This window comes from Luteibacter jiangsuensis, assembly GCF_011742555.1.
GTDB classification, from domain to species: domain Bacteria; phylum Pseudomonadota; class Gammaproteobacteria; order Xanthomonadales; family Rhodanobacteraceae; genus Luteibacter; species Luteibacter jiangsuensis.
The window spans coordinates 180,267-202,677 of the sequence record NZ_JAAQQR010000003.1; the positions used below are offsets into that span (position 1 = coordinate 180,267).

A 22,411-nucleotide genomic window follows, 5' to 3' on the forward strand; every position below is an offset into this window, starting at 1 on the left:
GATCAGGACTCCCGTGCCGCATGTTCCAGGAGACGGCGCTCGCGGCGCGCCTGGCGGCGGGCCTCGGAGCGCTCGTTCCAGGCGCGGATCAGCACGTAGAAGAGCGGGGTGAAGATAAGGCCGAAGAAGGTCACGCCGAGCATGCCGGAGAACACGGCCACACCCATGGCATGGCGCATCTCCGCGCCCGCACCGTGCGAGGTCACCAGCGGCACCACGCCCATGATGAAGGCGAACGACGTCATCAGGATCGGGCGCAGTCGGAGACGGGCGGCTTCGAGCACCGCGTCGACACGGTTCATGCCTTCGATTTCCGCTTCACGTGCGAACTCCACGATCAGGATCGCGTTCTTACAGGCAAGGCCCACCAGCACGATCAGGCCGATCTGGGTGAAGATGTTGTTGTCGCCGCCGGTGATGAACACACCGAAGATCGCGGACAGCAGCACCATCGGCACGATCAGGATCACGGCCAGCGGCAGGCTCAGGCTCTCATAGAGCGAGGCCAGCACCAGGAACACCAGCAACACCGACAGCGGGAACACCAGCACGGCAGTGTTACCGGCGAGGATCTGCTGGTAGGTCAGCTCGGTCCACTCGAAGCTCATGCCGTTGGGCAGGTTGGCTTTCACCAGCGCTTCCATCGCGTCCTGCGCCTGGCCGGTGCTGTAACCCGGTGCCGGGCCGCCGTTGATCTCGGCGGTGGGGAAGCCGTTGTAATGCTGCACGCGGTCGGGGCCGTTGGTCTGGCGCACGGTGAGGAACGAACCCAGCGGCACGAGGTCGCCGGCGGCGTTGCGGGTCTTCAGGCCCACGATGTCGGACGGCTCGTGACGGAACGCCGGCTCCGCGGACACGTTCACCTGATAGGTGCGGCCGAAGCGATTGAAGTCGTTGACGTAGAGGGAGCCGAGGTAGGCCTGCATCGTCTGGAACACGTCGCCCAGGTCGATGCCTTCCGACTTGGCTTTCTCGCGGTCCACATCGGCGTCGAACTGCGGCACGCTCACTTGGTAGCTGGTGAACAGGTGCGCGAGTTCGGGCGTCTTCTGGCTGGCGGCGATGATGCCCTGCGTCTGCTTGAAGAGTTCCTCGAAGCCCAGGCCGCCGCGATCCTCGATCTGCATGCGGAAACCGCCGATCGTGCCGAGGCCGTTGACGGGCGGCGGCGGGAAGATCGCGATGTACGCATCCTGGATCGAAGCGAACTTCTGGTTCAGCGCCGCGGCGATGGCATCCGCGGACACGTCGGCACTACGACGTTCCTCGAACGGCTTCAGCGTCACGAAGACGATGCCGGCATTCGTGCTGTTGGTGAAGCCGTTGATCGAAAGGCCCGGGAACTGCACGGCACTTTCCACGCCGGGCTGGGCCAGGGCGATGTCGCCCATGCGGCGGATCACGCTCTCGGTGCGATCCAGCGAGGCCGCATCCGGCAACTGGGCGAACGACACCAGGTACTGCTTGTCCTGCGAAGGCACGAAGCCGGTCGGCACCTTCGCGAAGCCGAGGAAGGCCAGGCCGACCAGGCCCGCGTACAGCACCAGCACGATGCCGGAGAAGCGCAGGATCTTCTTCACGCCGCCCACGTAGCCGTGCGCACCGCGCTCGAACGTACGGTTGAAAGGACGGAACAGCCACCCGAGGCTGCGATCCATCCACACCGTGAGCTTGTCCTTCGGCTCGTCGCGACCCTTGAGCAGGATGGCCGACAGCGCCGGGCTCAGCGTCAGCGAATTGAAGGCCGAGATCACCGTGGAGATGGCGATGGTGAGCGCGAACTGGCGATAGAACTGTCCGGTGAGGCCGCTGATGAAGGCAGCCGGCACGAACACGGCGCAGAGCACGAGGGCCGTGGCCACGATGGGGCCGGTGACCTCGGTCATCGCCTGGCGCGTGGCCATCTTCGGATCGAGCCCGTGCTCGATGTGCCGCTCCACGTTCTCCACGACCACGATCGCGTCGTCGACCACGATGCCGATCGCCAGCACCAGGCCGAACAGCGACAGCGCGTTGAGCGAGAACCCGGCGAGATACATCACGGCGAAGGTGCCGATCAGCGACACAGGCACGGCCACCAACGGAATGATCGAGGCGCGCCAGGTCTGCAGGAACAGGATCACCACCAGCACCACGAGCACGATCGCTTCGAACAGCGTGTGCACCACGGCGTCGATGGAGCCGCGCACGAACACCGTGGGGTCGTAGACGATGGAGTAGTCCACACCCTGCGGGAAGTCCTTCTTCAGCTCGGCCATCTCCTTGCGCACTTCGTCGGAGATGGCGATGGCGTTGGAGCCCGGACGCTGGAAGATGGGGATCGCCACCGCTTCGCGGTTGTTCAGCAGGCTGCGCAGGGCGTAGTTGTTCGAACCCAGTTCCACACGCGCCACATCGCGGAGGTGGGTGACCGAGCCGGAAGCGTCGCTGCGCACGATGATGTTGAGGAAGTCGTCCTCGGTGACGAGACGGCCGCGCGTGTTGATGTTCATCTGGAACGCGGCGGAGCTCGGGCCCGGAGGCGCATTGAGCGAGCCGGCCGCCACCTCGATGTTCTGTTCGCGGATGGCCTTGATCACGTCACCCGTGGTGAGGTTGCGGATCGCGAGCTTCTCCGGATTCATCCAGATGCGCATGCTGTATTCGCCGGCGCCGAACAGCTGGACGTCACCTACACCGTCGAGACGGGCGAGCTGGTCCTTGATGCGCGTGCGGGCGTAGTTGGACAGGTACAGCATGTCGTAGCGATGGTCCGGCGACGTGAGGTGCACGACCATGGTGAGGTCGGGCGAACTCTTGTTCGTCGTGACGCCGAGGCGCTGCACTTCCTCGGGCAGGCGCGGCAGCGCCTGCGACACGCGGTTCTGCACCTGCACCTGCGCGTTGTCCAGATCGGTGCCGAGCGCGAAGGTGACCGTGAGGGTCATCGCGCCGTCGCTGGTGGCTTGCGAGGAGGTGTAGAGCATGCCTTCCACGCCGTTGATCTGCTCTTCGAGCGGCGTGGCGACGGTTTCGGCGATCACCTTGGGGTTGGCGCCGGGGTAGGAGGCCTTCACCACCACGGTCGGCGGGACGACCTCGGGGTATTCGCTGATCGGCAGCTTGAACACGGCGATACCGCCCGCGATCAGGAACAGCACCGACAGCACGCCCGCGAGGATCGGGCGGTCGACGAAGAATTGGGCGATTTTCATGGGTGGATCAGTCCTGGTTCTGCGCCACGCTGTCGACGCCGGCCGAGTGCGACGCGACATTGCGCGCGCTATCCGGTACCAGCGATGCCATCGCGACACGCTTCGCATTCACTTCGACACCGGGGCGCACGCGCTGCAGGCCGTTCACCACCACGACGTCATCGGCGCCAAGGCCGGAATCGACCACGCGCAAGCCGTCCACCAATGCGCCGGTGGACACGCGGCGGTATTCCACCTTCTTGTCCTTGCCCAGCACGTAGACGAACTTGTTGCCGAGATCGGTGCCCACGGCCTTGTCGTCGATCAGGGCGCGAGGCTGGGTGTCGGCGCTACGCAGCTCCACGCGGGCGAACAGCCCGGCGGTAAAGGCGCCGTCGGCGTTCGGGAACACCGCGCGCAGGCGGATCGTGCCGGCGCCGGAGCGCACCTGGTTGTCGATGAAGTCGATCTTGCCGGCGTGCGGATAACCCTCCTCGTCGGCGAGGCCCATTTCGACGGCCGGCGCACGGCCGCTCTGGCGGCGCAGGCGGTCGAGCTTCAGGAAGGTCTGCTCGTCCACGTCGAAGTAGACGTACATCGGGTCCACGCTGACGACGCTGGTGAGCGTGTCGTTGGGCGTCACGAGGTTGCCCGCGGTGATCTGGGCGTTGCTCACCTTGCCGTCCACCGGTGCGCGCACCTGGGTGAACGAGAGATTGAGCTGCGCGGCATCGAGCGCGGCCTGCACCGACGCCACCTGCGCCTTGGCGCTGGCCGCGGCGGTATCGAGGCGGTCGGCTTCCTCGCGCGACACGGCGTGCTGTTCCACCAGCTTGTTGCCGCGGGCGGCGTTGGCTTCGGCATTTTTGGCCTCGGCCTTCGCCTGGGCCAGGTTGGCGGCAAGGCGGTCCACTTCGGCGCGGTACGGGCGCGGGTCGATGGTGAAGAGCAGGTCGCCCTTCTTCACGGCGGCGCCTTCGCGGAAGTGGATCGAGTCGATGTAGCCGCTGACGCGCGGCTTCACCTGGATGGTGTCCACCGCCTGGATGCGACCGGTGAAGGCATTGGTGTCGGCCACCGGACGCAGCAGGACCTGGGCCACGGTGACTTCCGGTGCCGGCGGCGCGGCGGCAGGCTCGCTGGCATGGCTGGCCGAGCTGCCGGCGCTCAGCCAGATCGCCGACGCGACGGCGACCGCGAGGGCGGACGAACCGAACAGGAGTTTCTTCTTCATGGGAGGCCCTGGAGGTTTCGATTGGGATGGATAAGGGGGCGGGGGGCCGGCAGCCTGGGGCCTCAACCTTGGTTGAGGTCAAGCCGGTCCATCGCAGGCTGCGAAATCTAGGTCTTGCCTCGCACGCGAAAAATGGGTCTACAATCATTCCGGCTGTGACCCTCAGTCACGAATCACTATCCCCGGAGTTAGCGATGGAAGACTTTTCCGCTATCAGCGTTTTTGTCCGCGTGGTGGAGGCCAAGAGCTTTTCCTCGGCCGCACAGCACCTGCAGATGACCCCGTCCGGGGTCAGCCGCGCCATCTCCCGCCTGGAGGAAAGCCTGGGCGCGCGGCTGTTCTTCCGATCGACACGTTCGCTGCGGTTGACTGACGATGGCTCCGCGTTCTACGCACGATGCAAGGAGATTCTTGCCGATCTGACGGAGGCCACCGAGGCCCTCGGGTACGCCAAGACCAAGCCGGCAGGCAAGCTGAGGGTGGCCGCATCCTCGGCGGTCGGGCGCGCGGCGATCATTCCGAACCTGGCCGAGTTCGAGCAGAAATACCCCGACATCCGGCTTGAATTGACGATGTGCGACTTCCCGTTCGACCTGAACGAGGAAGGCTTCGACTGCGCCATCCGCATGGGCGAACTGGCGGATTCCAGCCTCATCGCACGCAAGATCGGCCACTTCAGCAACGTGCTCTGCGCCGCGCCGTCGTACCTTGCAAGGCACGGCACGCCCACCTCGATCGAGCAGCTGAAGAACCACAAGGCGGTGAACTTCGTGCACCCGAGCACGGGCAAGCCGTACCAGTGGCAGTTCGATTCCCCGAGCGGCAGGGTGTCGGTCGATGTCGACGCCCACATGCTGATCAACGACGGCGAATCGGTGATCCAGGCGGCCATCGCCGGTCTGGGCATCATCCAGGCGCCGCATTGCCTCGCCAGCACGGCGCTCGAAAAGGGCCTGCTGGAGATCATCATGACCGACACGATCTCCACCGGCTCCAACCTCTGGATCGTGTATCCGCAGAAGCGCCACCTCTCCGCTCGCGTCCAGGCGTTCATCGAATGGACCAGCGAGCTGTTCCAGCGCACCAGCGAACCCAAGTGCAAGCTCATGCAGCAACAGCAGGCGGAGCTGGCCCGCAAGCGCACCATGCGCCCGGAAGAGATCGCCGCGGTGGCGTGAAAGACCCTGTGGGAGCCGGTCTGCTCTGTGTGGGAGCCGGCTGTGCCGGCGATCCCGCGGCAGCGGGCAAGCTCGCGGCAAGCACCCATCGCCGCTGAAGCGGCTCCCACAGCGGCCTTCATAAAACTTCAGACGCACTTCAGGCGCTTCAGACGCGGCTTCGCTTCACTCGGGCTCCCACCACAGGAGCCGATGCCATGCGCCATGCCTTCCGAACCCTTGCCGTCACGATAGCCCTTGCGGCAGCACTGCCCGCCGCCGCGGGAACGTACCGCCCGCCCACGCGGGCCGACGATGGCTGGCCCGTGGCCGATGCCGGCACGCTCGGCTGGAACACGGCGAAGCTCGCCACCCTGGAAGACAAGGTGGCCGACGGCAGCTACAAGAAGATCACCAGCGTCCTCGTCGCCGACCATGGCCGGCTCGTCTACGAGCACTACTTCAACGGCGGCTCGCCGGAACTGCTGAACGACGTGCGGTCGGCGAGCAAGAGCCTTACGGCCATGCTCGTCGGTGCGGCTATCCAGCGCGGTGCGATCCCGAATGTGGAAGCGCCGGTGTATACCTTCTTTCCGGATATCCACATCGAGCACCCCGACCCGCGTCGCGCCGCGATCACCCTGGAAGACCTGCTCACCATGAGTTCCATCCTCGAGTGCGACGACGAAAACCCATTTTCGTCCGGCAACGAGGAACGGATGTACGTGAGCGAGCGCTGGCTCGATTTCGCGTTGAACCTGCCGATCCGCGGTTACGCGCCGTGGGTGAGTCGTCCGAAGGATTCACCATACGGTCGGACGTTCTCGTACTGCACGGCAGGCAGCTTCATCGCCGGCGCGGCGGTGGAGCGGGCGACGAAAAAGCCGCTCGCCGCATTTGCCCACGAGGCACTGGAGGAGCCGCTCGGCATTTCGAAGGTGAAGTGGAACGTGTCGAGCGAGGGCATCGGCATGGGCGGCGGCGGTACCCGCTACCGCACACGCGACCTCGCGAAGCTGGGTCGGCTCGTCGCCGACGGCGGCCGCTGGAACGGCAAGGCAGTGCTGCCTTCCGGGTGGGTGCACGCGATGCTGACGCCGCACGCGCAGGCACGCGACGATGCGGATTACGGGTACTTGTGGTGGCAGTTCCGCTTTCCCATCCACGGGGTGGAAACGAAGGTCTGGGCGATGAGTGGAAACGGCGGGAATTACGTCTTCGTATTGCCGGAACGCGAGCTCGTGGCGGTGATCACCAGCCAGGCGTACAACCAGGGCTATGCACATCCGCAGTCGCAGGCAATCTTCCGCGACATCGTGCTCGGTGCGATACCGTGAGTCGTAGGGAGCCGGCTGTGCCGGCAGCGGCCTTGTGGGAGCCGGCTGTGCCGGCGATCCCGCGGCAGCGGGCCAGCTCGCCGCGAGCACCCATCGCCGCTGAAGCGGCTCCCACAGGATTCAATGTGTACCGGAAGCGAGCAGTTCTTCTGGGCACCACGGCGCCGCGAGTACCCGCTCGCGTTCGGATGCCACCCGGCGCTCGATGGCATCGATCACCGCCGTGAAGCCCGGGTCCGCGCGTAGCGGCGCGAACAGCGGCGACGCACGGAGATACCCCGCGTCGCGCCAACCCTTGTCCACGGCGTCGGACAGCGCCGCCAGCGCGCCGCGACGGTCGTGCGCGGCTTCCAGCAGCAGGGCCAGTTCGAGTCGGCTGCCCGGCCAGGGGTCGCCTGGCACCGCGGCGCGTGTCATGGCAATCCGTTCGCGCAGCCACGCGGTGTCCACCGGCGTCGGGCCGTACAGCGCGGCCAGCGTGGTGGGCAGGGTGGCCGAGGGGCGCAGGGCCTTGGCTTCCGCGAACGCTTTCGCCGCCGCGACGGCATCGCCGCGGCGTAACGCAAGCTCTCCCGCCATCTGGGCCAGCTCCGCGCGCGCGGTGCCGCGTCGCTGCGCTTCGGCGAGTGCCACGCCCGCTTCGTCGAAACGCTGCTGCGCGAAGAGAAAGGCAGGCCAGCCGATGTTCGCGAAGACATTGTCTGGCGACAGTTCGAACACGTGCCGGTAGCGGGCCTCCGCCGCCGCGGCGAATCCCAGTAGTTCGTATTCGCGCGCCACCTGCACGTCGCGGAAGCGGACCCTGGACGGGTCGCCGTGCATGTCCATGTTGGCGTGCAGCGCATCGGCCAGGCGGCCCTGCTCCTGGTAAAGGTAGGCGGCCGAGGAGCGGGCGGCATCGTTGGTGGGATCGAGCCGCACGGCGCGCTCGTAGGCCGTGATGGCGCCCGGAATATCGCCGAGGCAATCCCGTGCGTATCCAAGCGCGGACCATGCGCCGGCATGGTCCGCGCGGACGGAAACGGCACGCGTGGCCAATCGCAGTGCTTCGCGGGCCTCGTCGGGTCCGGCGTTGTAGAGACAGGTGCGTGCCGCGCGCGTGCGGCTGGCGCCGGCGAGCGCGTCCACGTCGTCGGGTGCTTCGCGCAAGGCGCGGTCGTACAGCGCAAGGGCGCGTTCGTTGTTGTCGCGCTGGCCCATCGCGCCGTACCAGCGCGCGCGTTCGAGGATCTCGTGCTGCGCGCTGGCGGGCGGTTTCTGCTCGCGGGCCAGGAAGCCCACGCCCAGGGCTGTGGCGGCAAGCACGCCCACCGCGGCGACGGCGGGCCACAGCGTGCGGCGCCGGGATACCTCGTCGGCGGCCACCGGCACGGGCGGCGCGCCCAGCTGGTAGCCCCGACTGCGCACGGTGCGCACGTAGCGCGGCTGGCGGGCGTCGTCGCCCAGTGCCTGGCGGAGCAACCGCACGCGCTGGGTCACCGTTTCCTCGTTCACCACCGCCGGTGCCCAGACCTCCGCCATCAGCTCGTCGAAACCGACGACGCGGTCGCCGCGCTCGACCAGGCAGGCAAGCAGCCTGAAGCTGAGTCCCGCCACGTCCAGCGGCACGCCATCGCGTTCGACCCGCTGGCGCGCGAGGTCGATCGTGAGGTCGAGCAGGCGGTAGCGGGCGGCCTCGGGCACCGCGTCAGCCGCCAGCGGGCAGGAACAGCAGGAGCGCGATACCGAGCGCGATGCGGTAGATCGCGAAGGCGGTGAAACGATGCGAGCGGATGTAGCCGAGCAGCCATTTCACGGCCGCGAACGCGACAATCGTGGAGACGACGAAGGCGACGGCCAGACCTGTCCAGTCCTCGCCGGCCGCGCCACCGCCATGCATGGTCTTAAGCAGTTCATAGCCGGTGGCCGCGTACATCGTGGGAATGCCCACGAGGAAGGCAAACTCCGTCGCCGCGGCGCGGTTGTTCGTGCCGGCCAGCATCGCGATGAAGATGGTGGCCGCGGAGCGCGAGGTGCCGGGGAACACGCCCGCCACGATCTGCGCGAGGCCGACCAGGATCGCCACTTTCCAGGTGACGGCCGTATGGTCCGGCCGGTTCGCGGCGAACTTCTCCGCAAGCAGCATCCACACACCGCCGACGACGAGCGCCCAGGCGATGGGCGTGACGGTTTCCGGAAGCTTGAAACCCATCTTCGACACCACGAGGCCGAGCGCGGCGGTGATGAGGAAGGCCACGGCCAGCTTCATCACGTAGTCGCGGGTTTCGGGGCGGCGCCAGTTCTGCATCATGCTCCACAGCGTGCGCCAGTAGATGAAGGTGACGGCGAGGATCGCACCTGCCTGGATGGCGACGTTGAAGAGGTCGGAGCGGGCGCCGAGCCAACGTTCGGCGATGAGCAGGTGGCCCGTGCTGGAGATCGGCAGGAACTCGGTGATCCCCTCGACAATACCGAGGAGGATGGCGCTGAGCAGGTCGTTCACGTGGTGGGGATTCCTGTGGGGACGCCTCCATAGCTTAGCCCGTGGGCCCCTTGTCCCGTCACGCATTGCCCACGCAGTGCACTGATATGTTCGCCCGGACGCGGCGAACGGACGCGAAATCCGCCCGACCGCAAGAATTCTCGAACGGACTTGCCATGGTGCCAGACCCTTCCCCACCGGGCCGCTTGCGCGGTTCGCATGCTGTCGTTTGTGCTGTGGCGCTTCTGCTTGGCGCCTGCGCGCCGCCCGTGCGGCCGCCCGCGTTCGCGCCGCGCGAGGAGGTGCCGCTCGCGGGCGTTTCGGTTGGCAAGGCCGGCTGGCCATCGCCCGAGTGGTGGCGGAGCTATCGCGACCCGCAATTGGATCGCGTGGTGGCATTAGCCATGCGTGGCTCGCCCGACATGGAGCAGGCCGAAGCGCGGTACCGCGCCGCGCAGCGGGCAGTCGACACTGCGCGTGCGGAACTGAATCCGCAGGTGCGCGGCCTGTTGAACGGTGGCCACGGCTACAGCGATGTGGACGTGCGCGGCGATGTGCCGGGCGCGCCGGGCAACGCGCAGGGCTTCCAGCTGAATCCCGGGCACAGCTGGAGCAACAGTGGCGCAGCCGGCGCTCTTGCCACCTGGGACCTCGACCTCTGGGGCAAACAAAAGGATGCCGTGGCGGCAGCCGTCGGCCAGGCGCGCGCCGCGGAAGCGGAACGCGCCGCGGCCGCCACGTCCCTGCAATACAACGTGGCCAACACGTACTTCGACTGGCAGGCGCAGCAGGCGCGGATCGGCGTGGCACGGCACGCCGCGACATCCGCGGCTGACTATCGGGAACTCGTGGCGCTGCGGGTAAAGCACGGACTCGACGATCCCACCGCCCTCGACCAGGCCGATGGACGGCTTGCAGGCATGCGCCGGTCCGTGGCCCAACTGGAAGGCGCGGCCAGGCTGGATCTGGTCCAGCTGGCGGCACTGGCGGGCGTGTCGCCGAAGGAACTGGGCACGCTGACTCCTTCGCCGCTGCCGATGCCGGACACGAGGCTGCCGCCGGACGCGCGCCTGGAACTGTTGGCCCGCCGTCCGGACATCGCGGCCGCGCGATGGCAGATCGAGGCCTCATCGAAGAACATCGACCAGGCGCGCAAGGCGTACTACCCCAATGTGAGCCTCACGGCGCTCGGCGCGTTCCTGCGTACGTATCCGGATCTCGGCTCGGGTACGCGCACGGACCTCACGATCGGTAACATCGGTGCCGCCGTGCAGCTTCCGATCTTCAGCGGCGGACGCCTGCGTGCACAGTACGAGAGCGCGCAAGCCCAGCTAGACCTCGCCGTGGCGCAATACGACGGCGCCGTCGTGCAGGCGGCGGGACAGGTGGCGCAAGGCGTCGCGACGCTTACCGCGCTGGACGAGCAGCGCGTGCAGGTGGATCGCCAATACGAGGCGAGCGCCGCGCAGAAGCGCAAAGCGGCCGACCGCCGCGCGAAGGGTCTCATCGACGACCGCACCTGGCTCGATGCCGACATGCAACTGGACCAGCAGCGCGATGCGCGCCTGCAACTGACCAGCCAGATGCTCTCCGCCAACCTTTCCCTCATCCACGCGCTGGGCGGCGGCTACCGCGCCGACGACCTGCCCGAGCTTCCGGCCGCCCGTGGCGGCGAGGATTCCACCCGATGACCCCCGAAAACGACGACCCACGCGACACCGGCGAGAGCGGCGCGCCGCTGCCGTACAAATACCGCTACAAGTACCTGCACAAGTACGGTGACGAATCGCCGCGCGGAGAGCGCGACGACGATCGCGTGGACGACGACGAGGAGGACCGGAAGGGACGGTCTGAAGACAGCGACGACGAGGGCGAGAAAAAAGACGGGGAGAAGCAGGAAGACAAGGACAAGAATGACAAGGACAAGAAGGAAGACCCGAAGGCGAAGCGCCGCAAGGTCATCATCCTGTCGGTGATCGCTGCCGTCTTCCTGCTGGGCGGCCTTGCCTGGCTGCTGCTCTACATCTTCGTCTTCTCGCAGCGCGAAACCACCGACGACGCCTACGTGAAGGGCGACATGGTCACCATCTCCTCGCGCATCGCAGGCACCGTGATCGAGGTGGCCGTGGAGGAGACCGACCGTGTGCACCGGGGCCAGGTGCTGATCAAGCTGGACCCGGTCGATGCTCGCGTGAGCCTGATGAATGCCGAGGGACAGCTCGCCCAGGCGGTGCGCGAAGCCCAGGCACGCATGCAGCAGGCCAACCAGGCCGACGCCGCCATCCCGCAGCGCCGCGCGCAGTACGAACAGGCCCGCGACGAATACAACCGCCGTCACCCGCTGCTCGCACGCCGTGCCGTGTCGGCCGAGGAAGTCGATACCGGGAAGCGGCAGATGCAACAGGCGCTCGCGGCATTGCAGGCGGCCGAGCGCGAAGCCGCGGCGGCGCACGCACAGGTGGACGGCACCACGGTGGAAGACTTCCCGGCCGTGATCCAGGCGCGCGCGCAGTTCCGCAACGCCTGGGTGAACAACGGCCGCAACGCCATCGTATCGCCGATCGAAGGCTATGCGGCTCGACGGCAGGTGCAGGTGGGCCAGCGCATCCAGCCCGGACAGGACCTGCTGACCGTGGTGCCTCTCTCGGACGTCTGGGTAGATGCGAACTTCAAGGAAACCCAGCTGGAAAACATCCGTATCGGCCAGCCGGTGAAGGTCACGACGGACATGTACTCGGATGTCGAATACCACGGCAAGGTGGTGGGCCTGAACGCCGGCACGGGCAGCGCGTTCTCGCTGCTTCCGGCGGAAAACGCCACGGGCAACTGGATCAAGGTGGTGCAGCGCCTGCCCGTGCGTATCGCCATTGACGCGAACGAACTCGAGAAGCACCCGTTGCGCCTGGGACTGTCGGCGGACGTGAACGTGGACACGCACGACCGCGACGGGCGCGTGCTCGCCGAAACGCCGCGGAACAAGCCGCTGGCCAGTACCGATGTCTACGCGCAGGAGATGGATCGTGCGGATGAACGCGCCGAGGAGATCATCCGCGCGAACACCGTCACCGGCACGCCGAAACCCGTTCCGGCCCGGCGTGGCCACTGAGCGATGGCGAAGCCGCGGCAGGACAATGGCCGGAAGCCGCTGACCGGCGGTGCGCTCGCCCTGCTGACGGCGGGCGTGGCGCTGGCCACCTTCATGGAGGTGCTCGACATCTCCATCGTGAACGTGTCGGTGCGCACGATCGCGGGCAATCTAGGTGTCAGCAGCAACGAAGGCACCATGGCCATCAGTGCCTATTCCATGGCGAGCGCCGTGATGCAGCCGCTGACGGGATGGATCGCCAGGCGTTTCGGAGAGGTACGTACCTTCTCCATCTCGGTGATGCTGTTCGTGGTGTTCTCCGCGTTGTGCGGCCTGTCGCAGAGCATGACGATGCTCATCGTGTTCCGTCTCTGCCAGGGCGCCGTGTCCGGACCGATGGTTCCTTTGTCGCAGACGCTGCTGCTCAACAACTACCCCGTGGCGAAGCGGCCCATCGCGCTGGCGCTATGGGCGATGACCGTCGTGGTGGCCCCGGTGTTCGGACCGATCCTCGGCGGCTGGATCACCGACAACTACCACTGGTCATGGATCTTCTTCATCAACATTCCGGTGGGTATCTTCGCCATCGTCATCACCTACGCGCTGCTGCGCGACCGTGAATCGAAGACCGCGAAGCTGCCGATCGACGCCGTCGGCCTGTTCCTGCTCGCGGTGGGTGTCGGATGCCTGCAATTCATGCTCGACAACGGTAACGACGACGACTGGTTCACCTCGCGCACCATTACCGTGCTGGCCATCGTGTCGCTGGTGTGCCTCACCTTCCTCGTGGCGTGGGAGCTGATGCACAAGAACCCGGTAGTCGACCTTCGGCTGCTGGCGAAGCGCAACTTCCTTGTCGGCGTGATCTGCCTGTCGCTCGGCATGTTCGCATTCTTCGGCGGCACGGTCGTCATGCCGATGTGGGTGCAGGAGGTGCTCGGCTATACGGCCACCTGGGCGGGCTTCGTGGTCGCGCCGATCGGGTTGCTGGCCATCGTGATGTCGCCGCTGGTCGGCGCGTTCCAGAACAAGTTCGACCTTCGCCTGCTGAATACCGTCGGATTTGCGATCTTCGCAGGCGCGTCGTTCTACATGTCGACCCTGAGCACCAACGCGCCGTACAGCGAACTGGCACTGCCACGTATGTGCATGGGTGCGGGCGTGGCGTTGTTCTTCGTACCGGTGAACCAGATCATCCTCTCCGGACTGCCGGACGAGCAGGTGGCGAGCGCGTCAGGCCTCTCCAACTTCTTCCGCACGCTGGCTGGCAGCATCGCCACCGCGGTGAGCACCACGATGTACTCCCACCGCACGACATACCACCACGCGGTGCTGGCCGAGCACGTGAGCGACGGCAGCCGGGCCACCAGTGAATATCTGGAGCGCTTCCAGGCGCTCGGCGCGCAGGGGCCCACGGCGAATGCCGCGCTCAACCGCATCGTGGACATGCAGGCCGCCACGCTCGCGGTGAATGACGTTTTCTGGCTGTTCGGCCTGATGTTCGGCCTCGCGATGTTTGCGGTGTGGTTCGCAAAGCCGCCGTTCGCCTCAGGCGGTACGCCGGGGCATTGAGGCCGATGTCAGGCGCGTCCCTTGTGGGAGCCGCTTCAGCGGCGATCCCGCGGCAGCGGGCACGTGCCTTCGCGAGCACCCATCGCCGCTGAAGCGGCTCCCACAGAGAGCGCTTCCGCGCGATGCCAGCGATCAGCCGAACTGAAGCGTCTCGGTCAGATCGCCCGGCGCCGGCCCGCCCGCCGCCAGCATCGCCTTCTCGCGCTCGACCAGCCCCGGCAGTTTCTCCAGCTTGAAGCGGCGGGTGATGAAACGCGCGATGGAGCCGGTGTCGTAGACCGTGTGCTCCACATGCCCCTTCTTCGCGTACGGCGAGATCACCAGGGCGGGGATGCGCGTGCCCGGTCCCCAGCGGTCGCCCTTCGGCGGGGCCACGTGGTCCCACCAGCCGCCGTTCTCGTCGAAGGTGACGATCACCAGCATGTCGTTCCAATGCGGGCTTTTGCGCAGCGCATGCACCACGTTGGCGATATGTCGGTCGCCTGCCTCCACGTCGGAGTAGCCGGCGTGCATGTTGAGATCGCCCTGCGGCTTGTAGAACGTGACGGGCGGCAGCTTGCCTGCCGCGACGTCGGCGAGGAAGTGGTTGGTGGACGGCGTTTCGCCGAGGCCGCCATCGCGCAAGTGGCGCTTGCGCGCTTCCGTGCCGGGTGCCAGCGAGACGAAATAATTGAGCGGCTGATGGTGCGGCTGGAAATTGGGCGTCTGCGGAAAGCTGCCGTCGTCGCCGTCGCCCTTGCCGTCGAGCGCGGCCTGGAAGGCGCCGCCATACCAGGCCCAGTCGACGCCCTTCGCCGAGAGCATGTCTCCGATGTGCCGGTGCGATTGCGGCGGCAGCGTGTTCGGGCTGTTGGCATCGGCCAGCAGCGGGTTCTTGCGGTCGACGTTGAAGCCGGGCGAGTAGGGCGGGCCGATGGTGTTCACCGCCCAGAAGTCCGGCGTCAGCGTGTTGTGGTGCGCGAACTTCGGCTTGCCGTTCATCGCGCTCTTCGGCGAATCTTCGGCCATCTTCAGGCGATGGTCCTTGGGATCGCCGCTTTCCGTTACCGCGATATTGAACTGCGCCGGACTCTTGTCGGCATTCGGGTAGAACGGCGGCTGCGCCGCGACGAGGTATTGGTGGTTGAGGAACGAACCACCGAAAGCACCCATGAAGAAGTTGTCGCACAGCGTGAACTGCTCGGCCAGGCGCCACAACCGCAGGTGCACGGGCGCGCTGGCATAGTGGCCCATGGTGAGCGCGCCGTTGTCGCCCCACGCCACGAAGCCGTCGTTCTTGCCACCGTTGATCTGCAGCTGGTTGTTGTAGAACGCGTGGACGAGGTCCCGTGTGACGACGCCGTGCGGCAACGGCGTGTGGCCATCGCCGGTGTGCAGGGCCCACGGCGCATTCGGCAGTCCGACGATGTCCTTTTCCAGAATCTTGTACGTCTTGTGGTCGACCACCTGCTCGTGCGGAACGAGGCCGCCCCAGATCGGGGGAAGCGTTTTGAGCACCGTGCCGTCGCGATCGCGCTGGAGGTAACGCTCCTTCGGAACGGCACTCAGCGGGCTCTGCAATCCGGGGAAGTCGGCAAACAGATTGTTGAAGCTGCGGTTTTCCGCGTAGATGACCACGACGTGCTGGATGTGCTTCTCGAGCAGTGCATCCATGGCCTTGCCGCCCGGCGCGACAGGTGCCCCCTGCGCGGCATTCGCCGTCGCGTCGGGGAGGCCGCCCAGGGCCAGCAGCGCCCCGGTGGTGGCCATGCCACCCAGCAGGCGGCGCCGGCCGGCGTCAAGGGTGTCGTCGTCGTGCTTGTTCGTCATGTCGTGGATCCGATGGGGGTCTGCGGCCGCCCATCGTCATGGAACGATCTGTACGACCTGTGACAGCGGAGAGACACCTCGCTCGTCGAAGGCCTCCACGGCCACGACGTAACGAACGCCCTTGTTGAGGCTACGAAGGGTAAACGAAGTCGGCCGATCCGCGAAACGCTGGTACGTGGAATGCAGGCGGTCGGCGGCAAGGCCCCAGCGCACGTTGTAGCCCACTGCGCCCGGTACAGGCTTCCACGAAATCGTGGCGTCCCTCTCGTCGCTGCCGCGTGTCGCCTGGACATCCTGCGGAGCGGCGGGCGGTGCGCCGTCCGCATTACCGAATACACGCAGATCGGAAATCGCAAGATGCTTCGCGCCCACATGCTTGTGCACGTAGCGAATGAAGCGCAGCTTCCGCGGTTGTTCCAGTTCGATGTACGCGTTGGGGCGGTCGCGCGTTTCCTTCGACAGGTCGGCCAGCGTGATCCAGCGTTCGCCGTCCGTCGAACCTTGCAGGACGAACTGCGTGACGATGTCGGGGGCGTCGCCATAGCGGCCGGATTCGAAATCGGCGTAGTCGACCTGCACGGCGCGAACGGTTGGGGTTCCGCCCAGGTCCAGCGTGAGCGTCTGGCCGGCGTCGTTCGTCTTGGCCACCCAGAATGTGCGCGGATCCTCGTCGGTCAGCGTGGACGCCGGGTGCGCGGGCAGCGACGACGACGCCACCACCGGCTTGCGGTACGACAGCAGCATCCAGCCGGTGAATGTGTCTTCGTTCTCGCGCAGCTTGTGGTCGGGCATCCGATGCGGGAAGTCGCCGAAGCGCGTGTCCACCCACATCTGCCCGTCGTCGTGCCACCCCGCGGGAAACAGGTCGATGCGGCGTTCGAAGGTCCAGTTCACGCCGAGCCAGGCGGTGCCCGTATTCCAGGCGTTGCCATACGCGTCCTCGAAGGTGGAGCCGTGGCCGGCTCCGGTGACGAAGCCGCCAGGCTTGTATCCGACCGGGTTGTAAGGAGCGTATTCGAACGGCCCCAGAGGCGTCTTTCCGACATACACGCCCGTGGCATACACGTTGTATTCGGTGCCCGGGCCGCCGTACTGGAAGTAGTAGCGGCCGTTGTGTTCGTTCATCCAGGCCCCTTCGATATACGAGGGCTTGTCGCCCATCGTATGGTCCGGGCCGAAGCGCTCCCAGCCATGGTTCGCCGGATCCAGACGCAGGAAGGGGCGGGGCTTCGTCAGGAACGACAGGCGCTTGCCCTCGCCCTCCGTGGAGCCGAGCTTCAGGTCGAGCTCCGCACCGTACAGCGGATAGACGTACGAGGAGCCCCAGTACAGGTACACCTTGCCGTCCCTGTCCTGAAACAGGCCGGGGTCCCACGGCCCCTGCGGCAGCTCACCGGGCTTCAGCAGCACGCCGGGTTGCTCGTTCCGCACGGCACCCGGCACGGGCGGCAGCAGACGCGTCCAGAACTGCCACCGTCCGCTGGCCGGGTCCGTGCTGACCATGAGCGGCCGCGGCGCGACGGCCGACTGCATGAGGAACAGCTTGCCGTCCGCAACGAGCGTCGCCGGCGCGACCACCCCGTCGTAAGGCCAGTGGTCCGGCTTCACGAAGTCCCAGTGCAGCAGATCCTTCGACATCCAGTACCCGTCGGCGAGCGTCTGGAACAGGTAATAGGCATCGCCGAAGCGCACCACGGCCGGATCGGCTCCCGTCCGGTACGAAACGCCCTCGTTCATCTGCTCGAAGTTGTAGCGGTAGTCGATGTCGATGGGGTTGGCGTACGTCCGCTGAGCGGCATGGGCCAGGACGGGCGAGGCCCCGAGGGCGGCGGCCAGGGCGATGAGGGAAAGATGCATGCTCGTTCCTGCGGAGTGATGGCCGCATCCTGCCAGCGTAATCAGCGTTACGCCGGACCCGGGCATCGTTGGCCCCGAGCGTGGTGCAACGCCTGCCAATTTGCACCAACGTGGTGCTTTTGCACAAGGCGCTCACGGCCGTTCTATGATGCGCCGGCTTGGTCCATGCCGGTCCGCCGCACGCGGCAGCGCTGGCATAGCGTTTGCTAACCGCATCCCGCCCCATACCCATTCGAGGTTTGTATGTCCGCCGCTTCCAAAGTGCTGAACCTGATCCAGGACGAGGAAATCGAGTTCGTCGATCTGCGCTTCGCCGACATTCTCGGCAAGCACCACCATGTCACGTTCCCGGCCCACGCCATCGACGAAGGGACCTTCGAAGACGGCAAGATGTTCGACGGTTCGTCGATCGCGGGCTGGAAGGGCATCAACGAGTCCGACATGGTGCTCATGCCGGATCCGGAAACGGCACACCTCGACCCGTTCAGCGCGCACAAGCAGCTGATCCTGCATTGCGACGTGCTCGAGCCGAGCACCATGCAGGCCTATGGTCGCGATCCGCGCTCCATCGCGAAGCGCGCCGAGGCCTACCTGAAGTCCACCGGCATCGCCGACACCGCCTTCTTCGGTCCGGAACCGGAATTCTTCATTTTCGACTCCGTGCGCTGGCAGAACGACATGGGCCGCGTGTTCTATGAAATCGGCTCCGAGGAAGCGGCCTGGTCGTCGCGCTACAAGTACGACGGCACGAACACCGGCCACCGCCCGGGCGTGAAGGGCGGCTATTTCCCGGTCAGCCCGGTGGACAGCCTGGGCGACCTGCGCGCGGACATGTGCAAGGTGCTGGAATCGCTGGGCCAGGTGGTGGAAGTGCACCATCATGAGGTGGCCAACGCGGGCCAGTGCGAAATCGGCACCCGCTTCAATACGTTGGTGAAGAAGGCCGACGAACTGATGACGATGAAGTACGTCATCAAGAACGTCGCCCACCAGGCCGGCAAGACGGTGACCTTCATGCCGAAGCCGATCGTCGGCGACAACGGCTCGGGCATGCACGTGCACCAGTCGCTGTCGAAGAACGGCGAGAACCTGTTCGCCGGCGACCTGTACGGTGGCCTTTCGCAGACCGCGCTGTGGTACATCGGCGGCATCTTCAAGCACGCCAAGGCCATCAACGCGTTCGCCAACTCCACCACCAACAGCTACAAGCGACTGGTGCCGGGCTTCGAGGCGCCGGTGATGCTCGCCTACTCGGCGCGCAACCGCTCGGCTTCCTGCCGTATTCCGTACGTCTCCAGCCCGAAGGGCCGCCGTATCGAAATCCGCTTCCCGGACCCGATGCAGTCGGGCTACCTCACCTTCACCGTGCTGATGATGGCCGGTCTCGACGGCATCCTGAACAAGATCGACCCGGGTGCGCCGGCCGACAAGGATCTCTACGATCTTCCGCCGGAAGAAGAGAAGAACATCCCGCAGGTGTGCGCCAGCCTCGACGAGGCCCTGGTGGCCCTCGACAAGGACCGCGAGTTCCTGAAGGCCGGCGGCGTCTTCACCGACGACTTCATCGACGGCTACATCGCGCTGAAGATGCAGGAAGTCACACGCTACCGCGCGAGCACCCACCCGCTCGAGTTCCAGATGTACTACGCCATCTGACGTTCGCTCGGTCGGATGAGGGAAAGGGGGCGCTTCGGCGCCCCTTTTTCTGGTTCTTCACGCGCTCTTTTAAAGACATGGGCGAGCCTGCCGATGAACTGAGTGCGGGGTTGAGCGGATTCTCAAGCACGCCATAACCATTGATGTCGCAAACCGGTGCCGCCGGTTCGCTTGAGAGGGGTTTCACCGTGAAGAAGACCATCGTCGGCGCGCTCGCGCTGATCGCTCCCGTGCTCGGCGCCGCCGCCGCGCCGGCGTCCAACGATTACGACTGGCGCACCAACTGGCCCACCCACTACGTGTTCGCCGATGGTACGGACATCGGTTTGTCGCTGAAGTATCAGTACGATCTGGACCGCTTTTCGCACGACGAGGGCACGTACGAAGACGCGCAGACGAACCGCCGCAAGGAGTTCGGCTTTTTCGTCCGCAATAAGGGTGTGTACGACGGCACGGTGGTTTTCGACTTCCAGACGAAGACGTGGCTGGACGTGTTCTTCCGCCTGCAGAGCAAGGCCCTGTTCGACAGGGATATTGGCGCGTTCCGCGTCGGCTTCATGAAGACGCCCGTCGGCTTCGAAGGCAACACGAGCACGGGCAGCACGTCGTTCATGGAAACTTCGCTGCCGATGCAGGCGATCTATGCAAACCGCCGCTTGGGCTTCGACTGGGCGCTGACGCGTAAGGCGTACCTCGTGCAACTGGGCTATTACAAGGGCGGCAACCTCCAGGGTGATCTCGACGGTCGCATGGTGGCCGCTCGCGCCGCGTGGACACCGATGAACAGCCCGGGCAACGTGCTCCACCTGGGCGGGTCGTATTCGCGCGAAAACCCGGACGGCAGCACCGACGGCCGCGGGCGCTACAACCCGCCGAGCGTGCGCCTGCGCGCGCTGCCGGAGGCAGGCCTCGCCTCGCGCCGGCTCATCGACTCCGGCGCGCTGAGCGTGGCCGAGCACGTCGAGCGCCGCGGCCTGGAAGGTCTGTGGATTCGCGGCCCCTGGTCAATGCAGGGCGAATACCTTTCCGCGCGCGTGAAGCTCGAGAACAAGCCGGCCTATGACGCCCACGGCTGGTATGCGTTCGGCAGCTGGGTCGTCACCGGCGAGTCGCGCACCTACAGCGCGGGCAACATCGGCGACGTCGTCCCGAAGGGCCCCTGGGGCGCCCTGGAGTTCGTGCTTCGCTACAGCACGCTCGATCTGGACGACGGCCCCACCTTGGGTGGCACCGAGCATGACTGGACGCTCGGTGCCAACTGGTACCTCACGAAGTACTTGAAGTTGCAGGCCAACTACGTACGTGCCACCAGCGACCGACGTGACCTGCGCATCGATCCGCACATCTTCCAGATGCGTGCGCAGGTCATGTTCTGATTCAAGTCGCTATCAGAGTTCGTCGTGAGCGGCCGGTGCCGGCAGGGTCACGGCAACTGGCTCGACGACGGGCAGAGGCGGCTCGCCGGGAATACCTTCCAGCGGGCTGCCGTGCGTGCCGTCGCACGCGAAGGCCCGGGAACCGGTTTCGGGCAGCTGGCCGGTGGCGAGATAGCGTGCGGCAGTGAGCTCGATGCACGGCGACCGCGTGAAATTGAAGAGGCCGTGTTCATCCGAGTTGCGCACCAGCAGCATGCGGGCATTGGCGAACCTGTCGAGCGCGTTCATGGCACCCGTGAGCGGGGTCGATGTGTCGGCGTCCGACTGCAACATCAGGAACGGTGGTGCGAGTTCGATGTTCGCACTCACCATGGGCCTTGCTGTCGGCGGACCCCAGCGCAGGCAGATGATCTCATCCAATACCTCGTGCCCGGTCGTGCTCAGGTAGCGACGCGCGTTTTCGCGTGCCGCCCGACGAACGGCGCTTTCGCTGCGTGTCCACAGCATGTCGTTGCAGGGAACGACGACGCGGACGGAGTCTCCTTCGGGTCCTGATTGGAACCTTGGCGTGGTGCCAGGCTGCATGTACACCAAAGCCGCCAGCTTGTTTGCCATGTGACGCAAGCGCGCGTCCATGTTCGGGTCAGGCGCCAGCGGATTCCGCAGCAGGCGCAACATGGCGTTAAGCGTTGCGGGTTTTCGTACCTCCCACAAGTTTGCGAGGTGCAATGTGGCCGCGAGTTCCTCCGGCGTTTTGATGGCCGCCAGACGCAGTTTGCGCATGCGCCCGGGGAGCTTGTCGACGGCTTCGGTAACGATGCCGGGGTTGCTGCCGAACCCATACCGTGCGGGATCGCTGAGGATGGGGTTGAGCGCCTTGCGCACGATGGCGTCGTGCTGGGCGACGATAGCGCTCTGGAGCGCGGAGGCATAATCGCGCGTGACGTCCAGGCCGGAATCCCAGAGCATCCGCCCGGTGTGATAGGGGTAGACCGATGCATACCATGCGCCGACGAGGGATCCGTAGGAGATGCCGTAAAAATGGAGGCGCTCATCGCCGAGCGCGCGACGCAACATGTCCATGTCGTGTACGTGCTGTTCGGTATTGATATAACGCGCATGCCATGGAGCGCGACAGGTGTCGGCCATGGCCTGCGCTTCCGAGAGCATCAGGTTCCAGTTGGCGTCGCTCAGGTCGCCGGACAGGGTCTCGTAGGAAGGCGGCATGCCGGTCACGCAGCGCAGCTCGCCACTGCCGACGAGTCCACGCGGAATGACGGCGACGAGATCGAAGCGCTCGCTCAGGTGGTGCTGGTATATCCAGTCGGAGTCCGTCCAGGCCCTCGCGATGGCTTGCAAGAGCGTGCCCGGATGCGCACCCGGGCCGCCGGCCTGGAAGAAGATCGAGCCTTCGCGCAGCGCCGGCACGGCGGCGCGTACACGTATGACACCGATCTCCAGCAAGTTCCCGTCAGGTGCTTCGTGATCGAGTGGCGCCGACATGCTGCCGCACTCGAGGCGGTCGCCGAGATCGGGTGACGCGGGACCGGTCCATGCGTCCGGGCATGGACTCCACGTGATGGAGGGCACTGTGGCGGTGGCGTTGTTCACGCTGGCTTGTGCCGGCGACACGGCGACGGCGAAGAGGGGCAGACAGGCGACGTGGGCCGCAAGGCGAAGCATTTTCATGGTGC

Annotated in this window: 14 protein-coding genes; 7 read left to right on the plus strand and 7 right to left on the minus strand. The window is 66.1% G+C overall.

Going from position 1 to position 22,411, the window contains the following annotated elements; genetic code table 11:
• Positions 1-2: 2 nt before the first annotated feature.
• Both HBF26_RS07670 and HBF26_RS07675 read right to left on the minus strand, forming a co-directional pair.
• Positions 3-3,194 carry an efflux RND transporter permease subunit gene (locus HBF26_RS07670; RefSeq protein ID WP_167124714.1) on the minus strand — a complete coding sequence of 1,064 codons (3,192 nt, stop codon included), beginning with the start codon at positions 3,192-3,194 and terminating at the stop codon, positions 3-5.
• A 7-nt stretch (positions 3,195-3,201) separates the two neighbouring features.
• A complete protein-coding gene (locus HBF26_RS07675; protein WP_167124716.1) occupies positions 3,202-4,407 on the minus strand; it encodes an efflux RND transporter periplasmic adaptor subunit in 1,206 nt (401 codons plus the stop codon).
• A gap of 194 nt (positions 4,408-4,601) precedes the next feature.
• Here HBF26_RS07675 and HBF26_RS07680 point away from each other — a divergent pair, with 194 nt between their 5' ends.
• Both HBF26_RS07680 and HBF26_RS07685 read left to right on the plus strand, forming a co-directional pair.
• Positions 4,602-5,585: a LysR family transcriptional regulator gene (locus HBF26_RS07680; protein WP_167124718.1), complete on the plus strand. Its 984-nt coding sequence runs from the start codon at positions 4,602-4,604 to the stop codon at positions 5,583-5,585.
• A 197-nt stretch (positions 5,586-5,782) separates the two neighbouring features.
• Complete coding sequence (locus HBF26_RS07685; RefSeq protein WP_167124720.1) at positions 5,783-6,901, plus strand: serine hydrolase domain-containing protein; 1,119 nt, start codon at positions 5,783-5,785, stop codon at positions 6,899-6,901.
• A 120-nt stretch (positions 6,902-7,021) separates the two neighbouring features.
• Here the strand turns inward: HBF26_RS07685 and HBF26_RS07690 are convergent, their stop codons facing one another.
• Positions 7,022-8,584 carry a winged helix-turn-helix domain-containing protein gene (locus HBF26_RS07690; protein ID WP_167124722.1) on the minus strand — a complete coding sequence of 521 codons (1,563 nt, stop codon included), beginning with the start codon at positions 8,582-8,584 and terminating at the stop codon, positions 7,022-7,024.
• A gap of 4 nt (positions 8,585-8,588) precedes the next feature.
• On the minus strand, positions 8,589-9,383 hold the full coding sequence (locus tag HBF26_RS07695) for an undecaprenyl-diphosphate phosphatase (protein ID WP_338039643.1): 795 nt from the start codon (positions 9,381-9,383) through the stop codon (positions 8,589-8,591).
• Positions 9,384-9,598: 215 nt separating this feature from the next.
• On the opposite strand from HBF26_RS07695, the gene HBF26_RS07700 reads away from it, so the two are divergent.
• From HBF26_RS07700 to HBF26_RS07710, 3 genes are read left to right on the plus strand one after another with little or no spacing between them, the layout of a single operon-like run.
• On the plus strand, positions 9,599-11,053 hold the full coding sequence (locus HBF26_RS07700) for an efflux transporter outer membrane subunit (RefSeq protein ID WP_167124727.1): 1,455 nt from the start codon (positions 9,599-9,601) through the stop codon (positions 11,051-11,053).
• The gene (locus tag HBF26_RS07705; protein ID WP_167124729.1) at positions 11,050-12,468 is read left to right on the plus strand and encodes an HlyD family secretion protein; all 1,419 of its coding nucleotides are present in this window, start codon (positions 11,050-11,052) and stop codon (positions 12,466-12,468) included. The genes HBF26_RS07700 and HBF26_RS07705 overlap by 4 nt, the downstream gene beginning before the upstream one ends.
• Before the next feature lie 3 nt (positions 12,469-12,471).
• Positions 12,472-14,019, plus strand: coding sequence for a DHA2 family efflux MFS transporter permease subunit (locus HBF26_RS07710; protein WP_167124731.1), 1,548 nt, complete (start codon positions 12,472-12,474; stop codon positions 14,017-14,019).
• A gap of 132 nt (positions 14,020-14,151) precedes the next feature.
• On the opposite strand, the gene acpA is transcribed toward HBF26_RS07710, so the two are convergent.
• Both acpA and HBF26_RS07720 read right to left on the minus strand, forming a co-directional pair.
• Complete coding sequence (gene acpA, locus HBF26_RS07715) at positions 14,152-15,828, minus strand: acid phosphatase (protein WP_167124733.1); 1,677 nt, start codon at positions 15,826-15,828, stop codon at positions 14,152-14,154.
• 36 nt (positions 15,829-15,864) lie between these two features.
• Positions 15,865-17,685, minus strand: coding sequence for a family 43 glycosylhydrolase (locus HBF26_RS07720; RefSeq protein WP_167124735.1), 1,821 nt, complete (start codon positions 17,683-17,685; stop codon positions 15,865-15,867).
• A 243-nt stretch (positions 17,686-17,928) separates the two neighbouring features.
• On the opposite strand from HBF26_RS07720, the gene glnA reads away from it, so the two are divergent.
• Entirely contained in the window at positions 17,929-19,341 is a 1,413-nt protein-coding gene (gene glnA, locus HBF26_RS07725; protein WP_072323472.1) for a type I glutamate--ammonia ligase, read from the plus strand.
• Between the two features lie 188 nt (positions 19,342-19,529).
• Entirely contained in the window at positions 19,530-20,717 is a 1,188-nt protein-coding gene (locus tag HBF26_RS07730; protein ID WP_338039644.1) for an OprO/OprP family phosphate-selective porin, read from the plus strand.
• Between the two features lie 12 nt (positions 20,718-20,729).
• Here the strand turns inward: HBF26_RS07730 and HBF26_RS07735 are convergent, their stop codons facing one another.
• Complete coding sequence (locus HBF26_RS07735; RefSeq protein ID WP_167124740.1) at positions 20,730-22,406, minus strand: alpha/beta fold hydrolase; 1,677 nt, start codon at positions 22,404-22,406, stop codon at positions 20,730-20,732.
• Positions 22,407-22,411 lie beyond the last annotated feature (5 nt).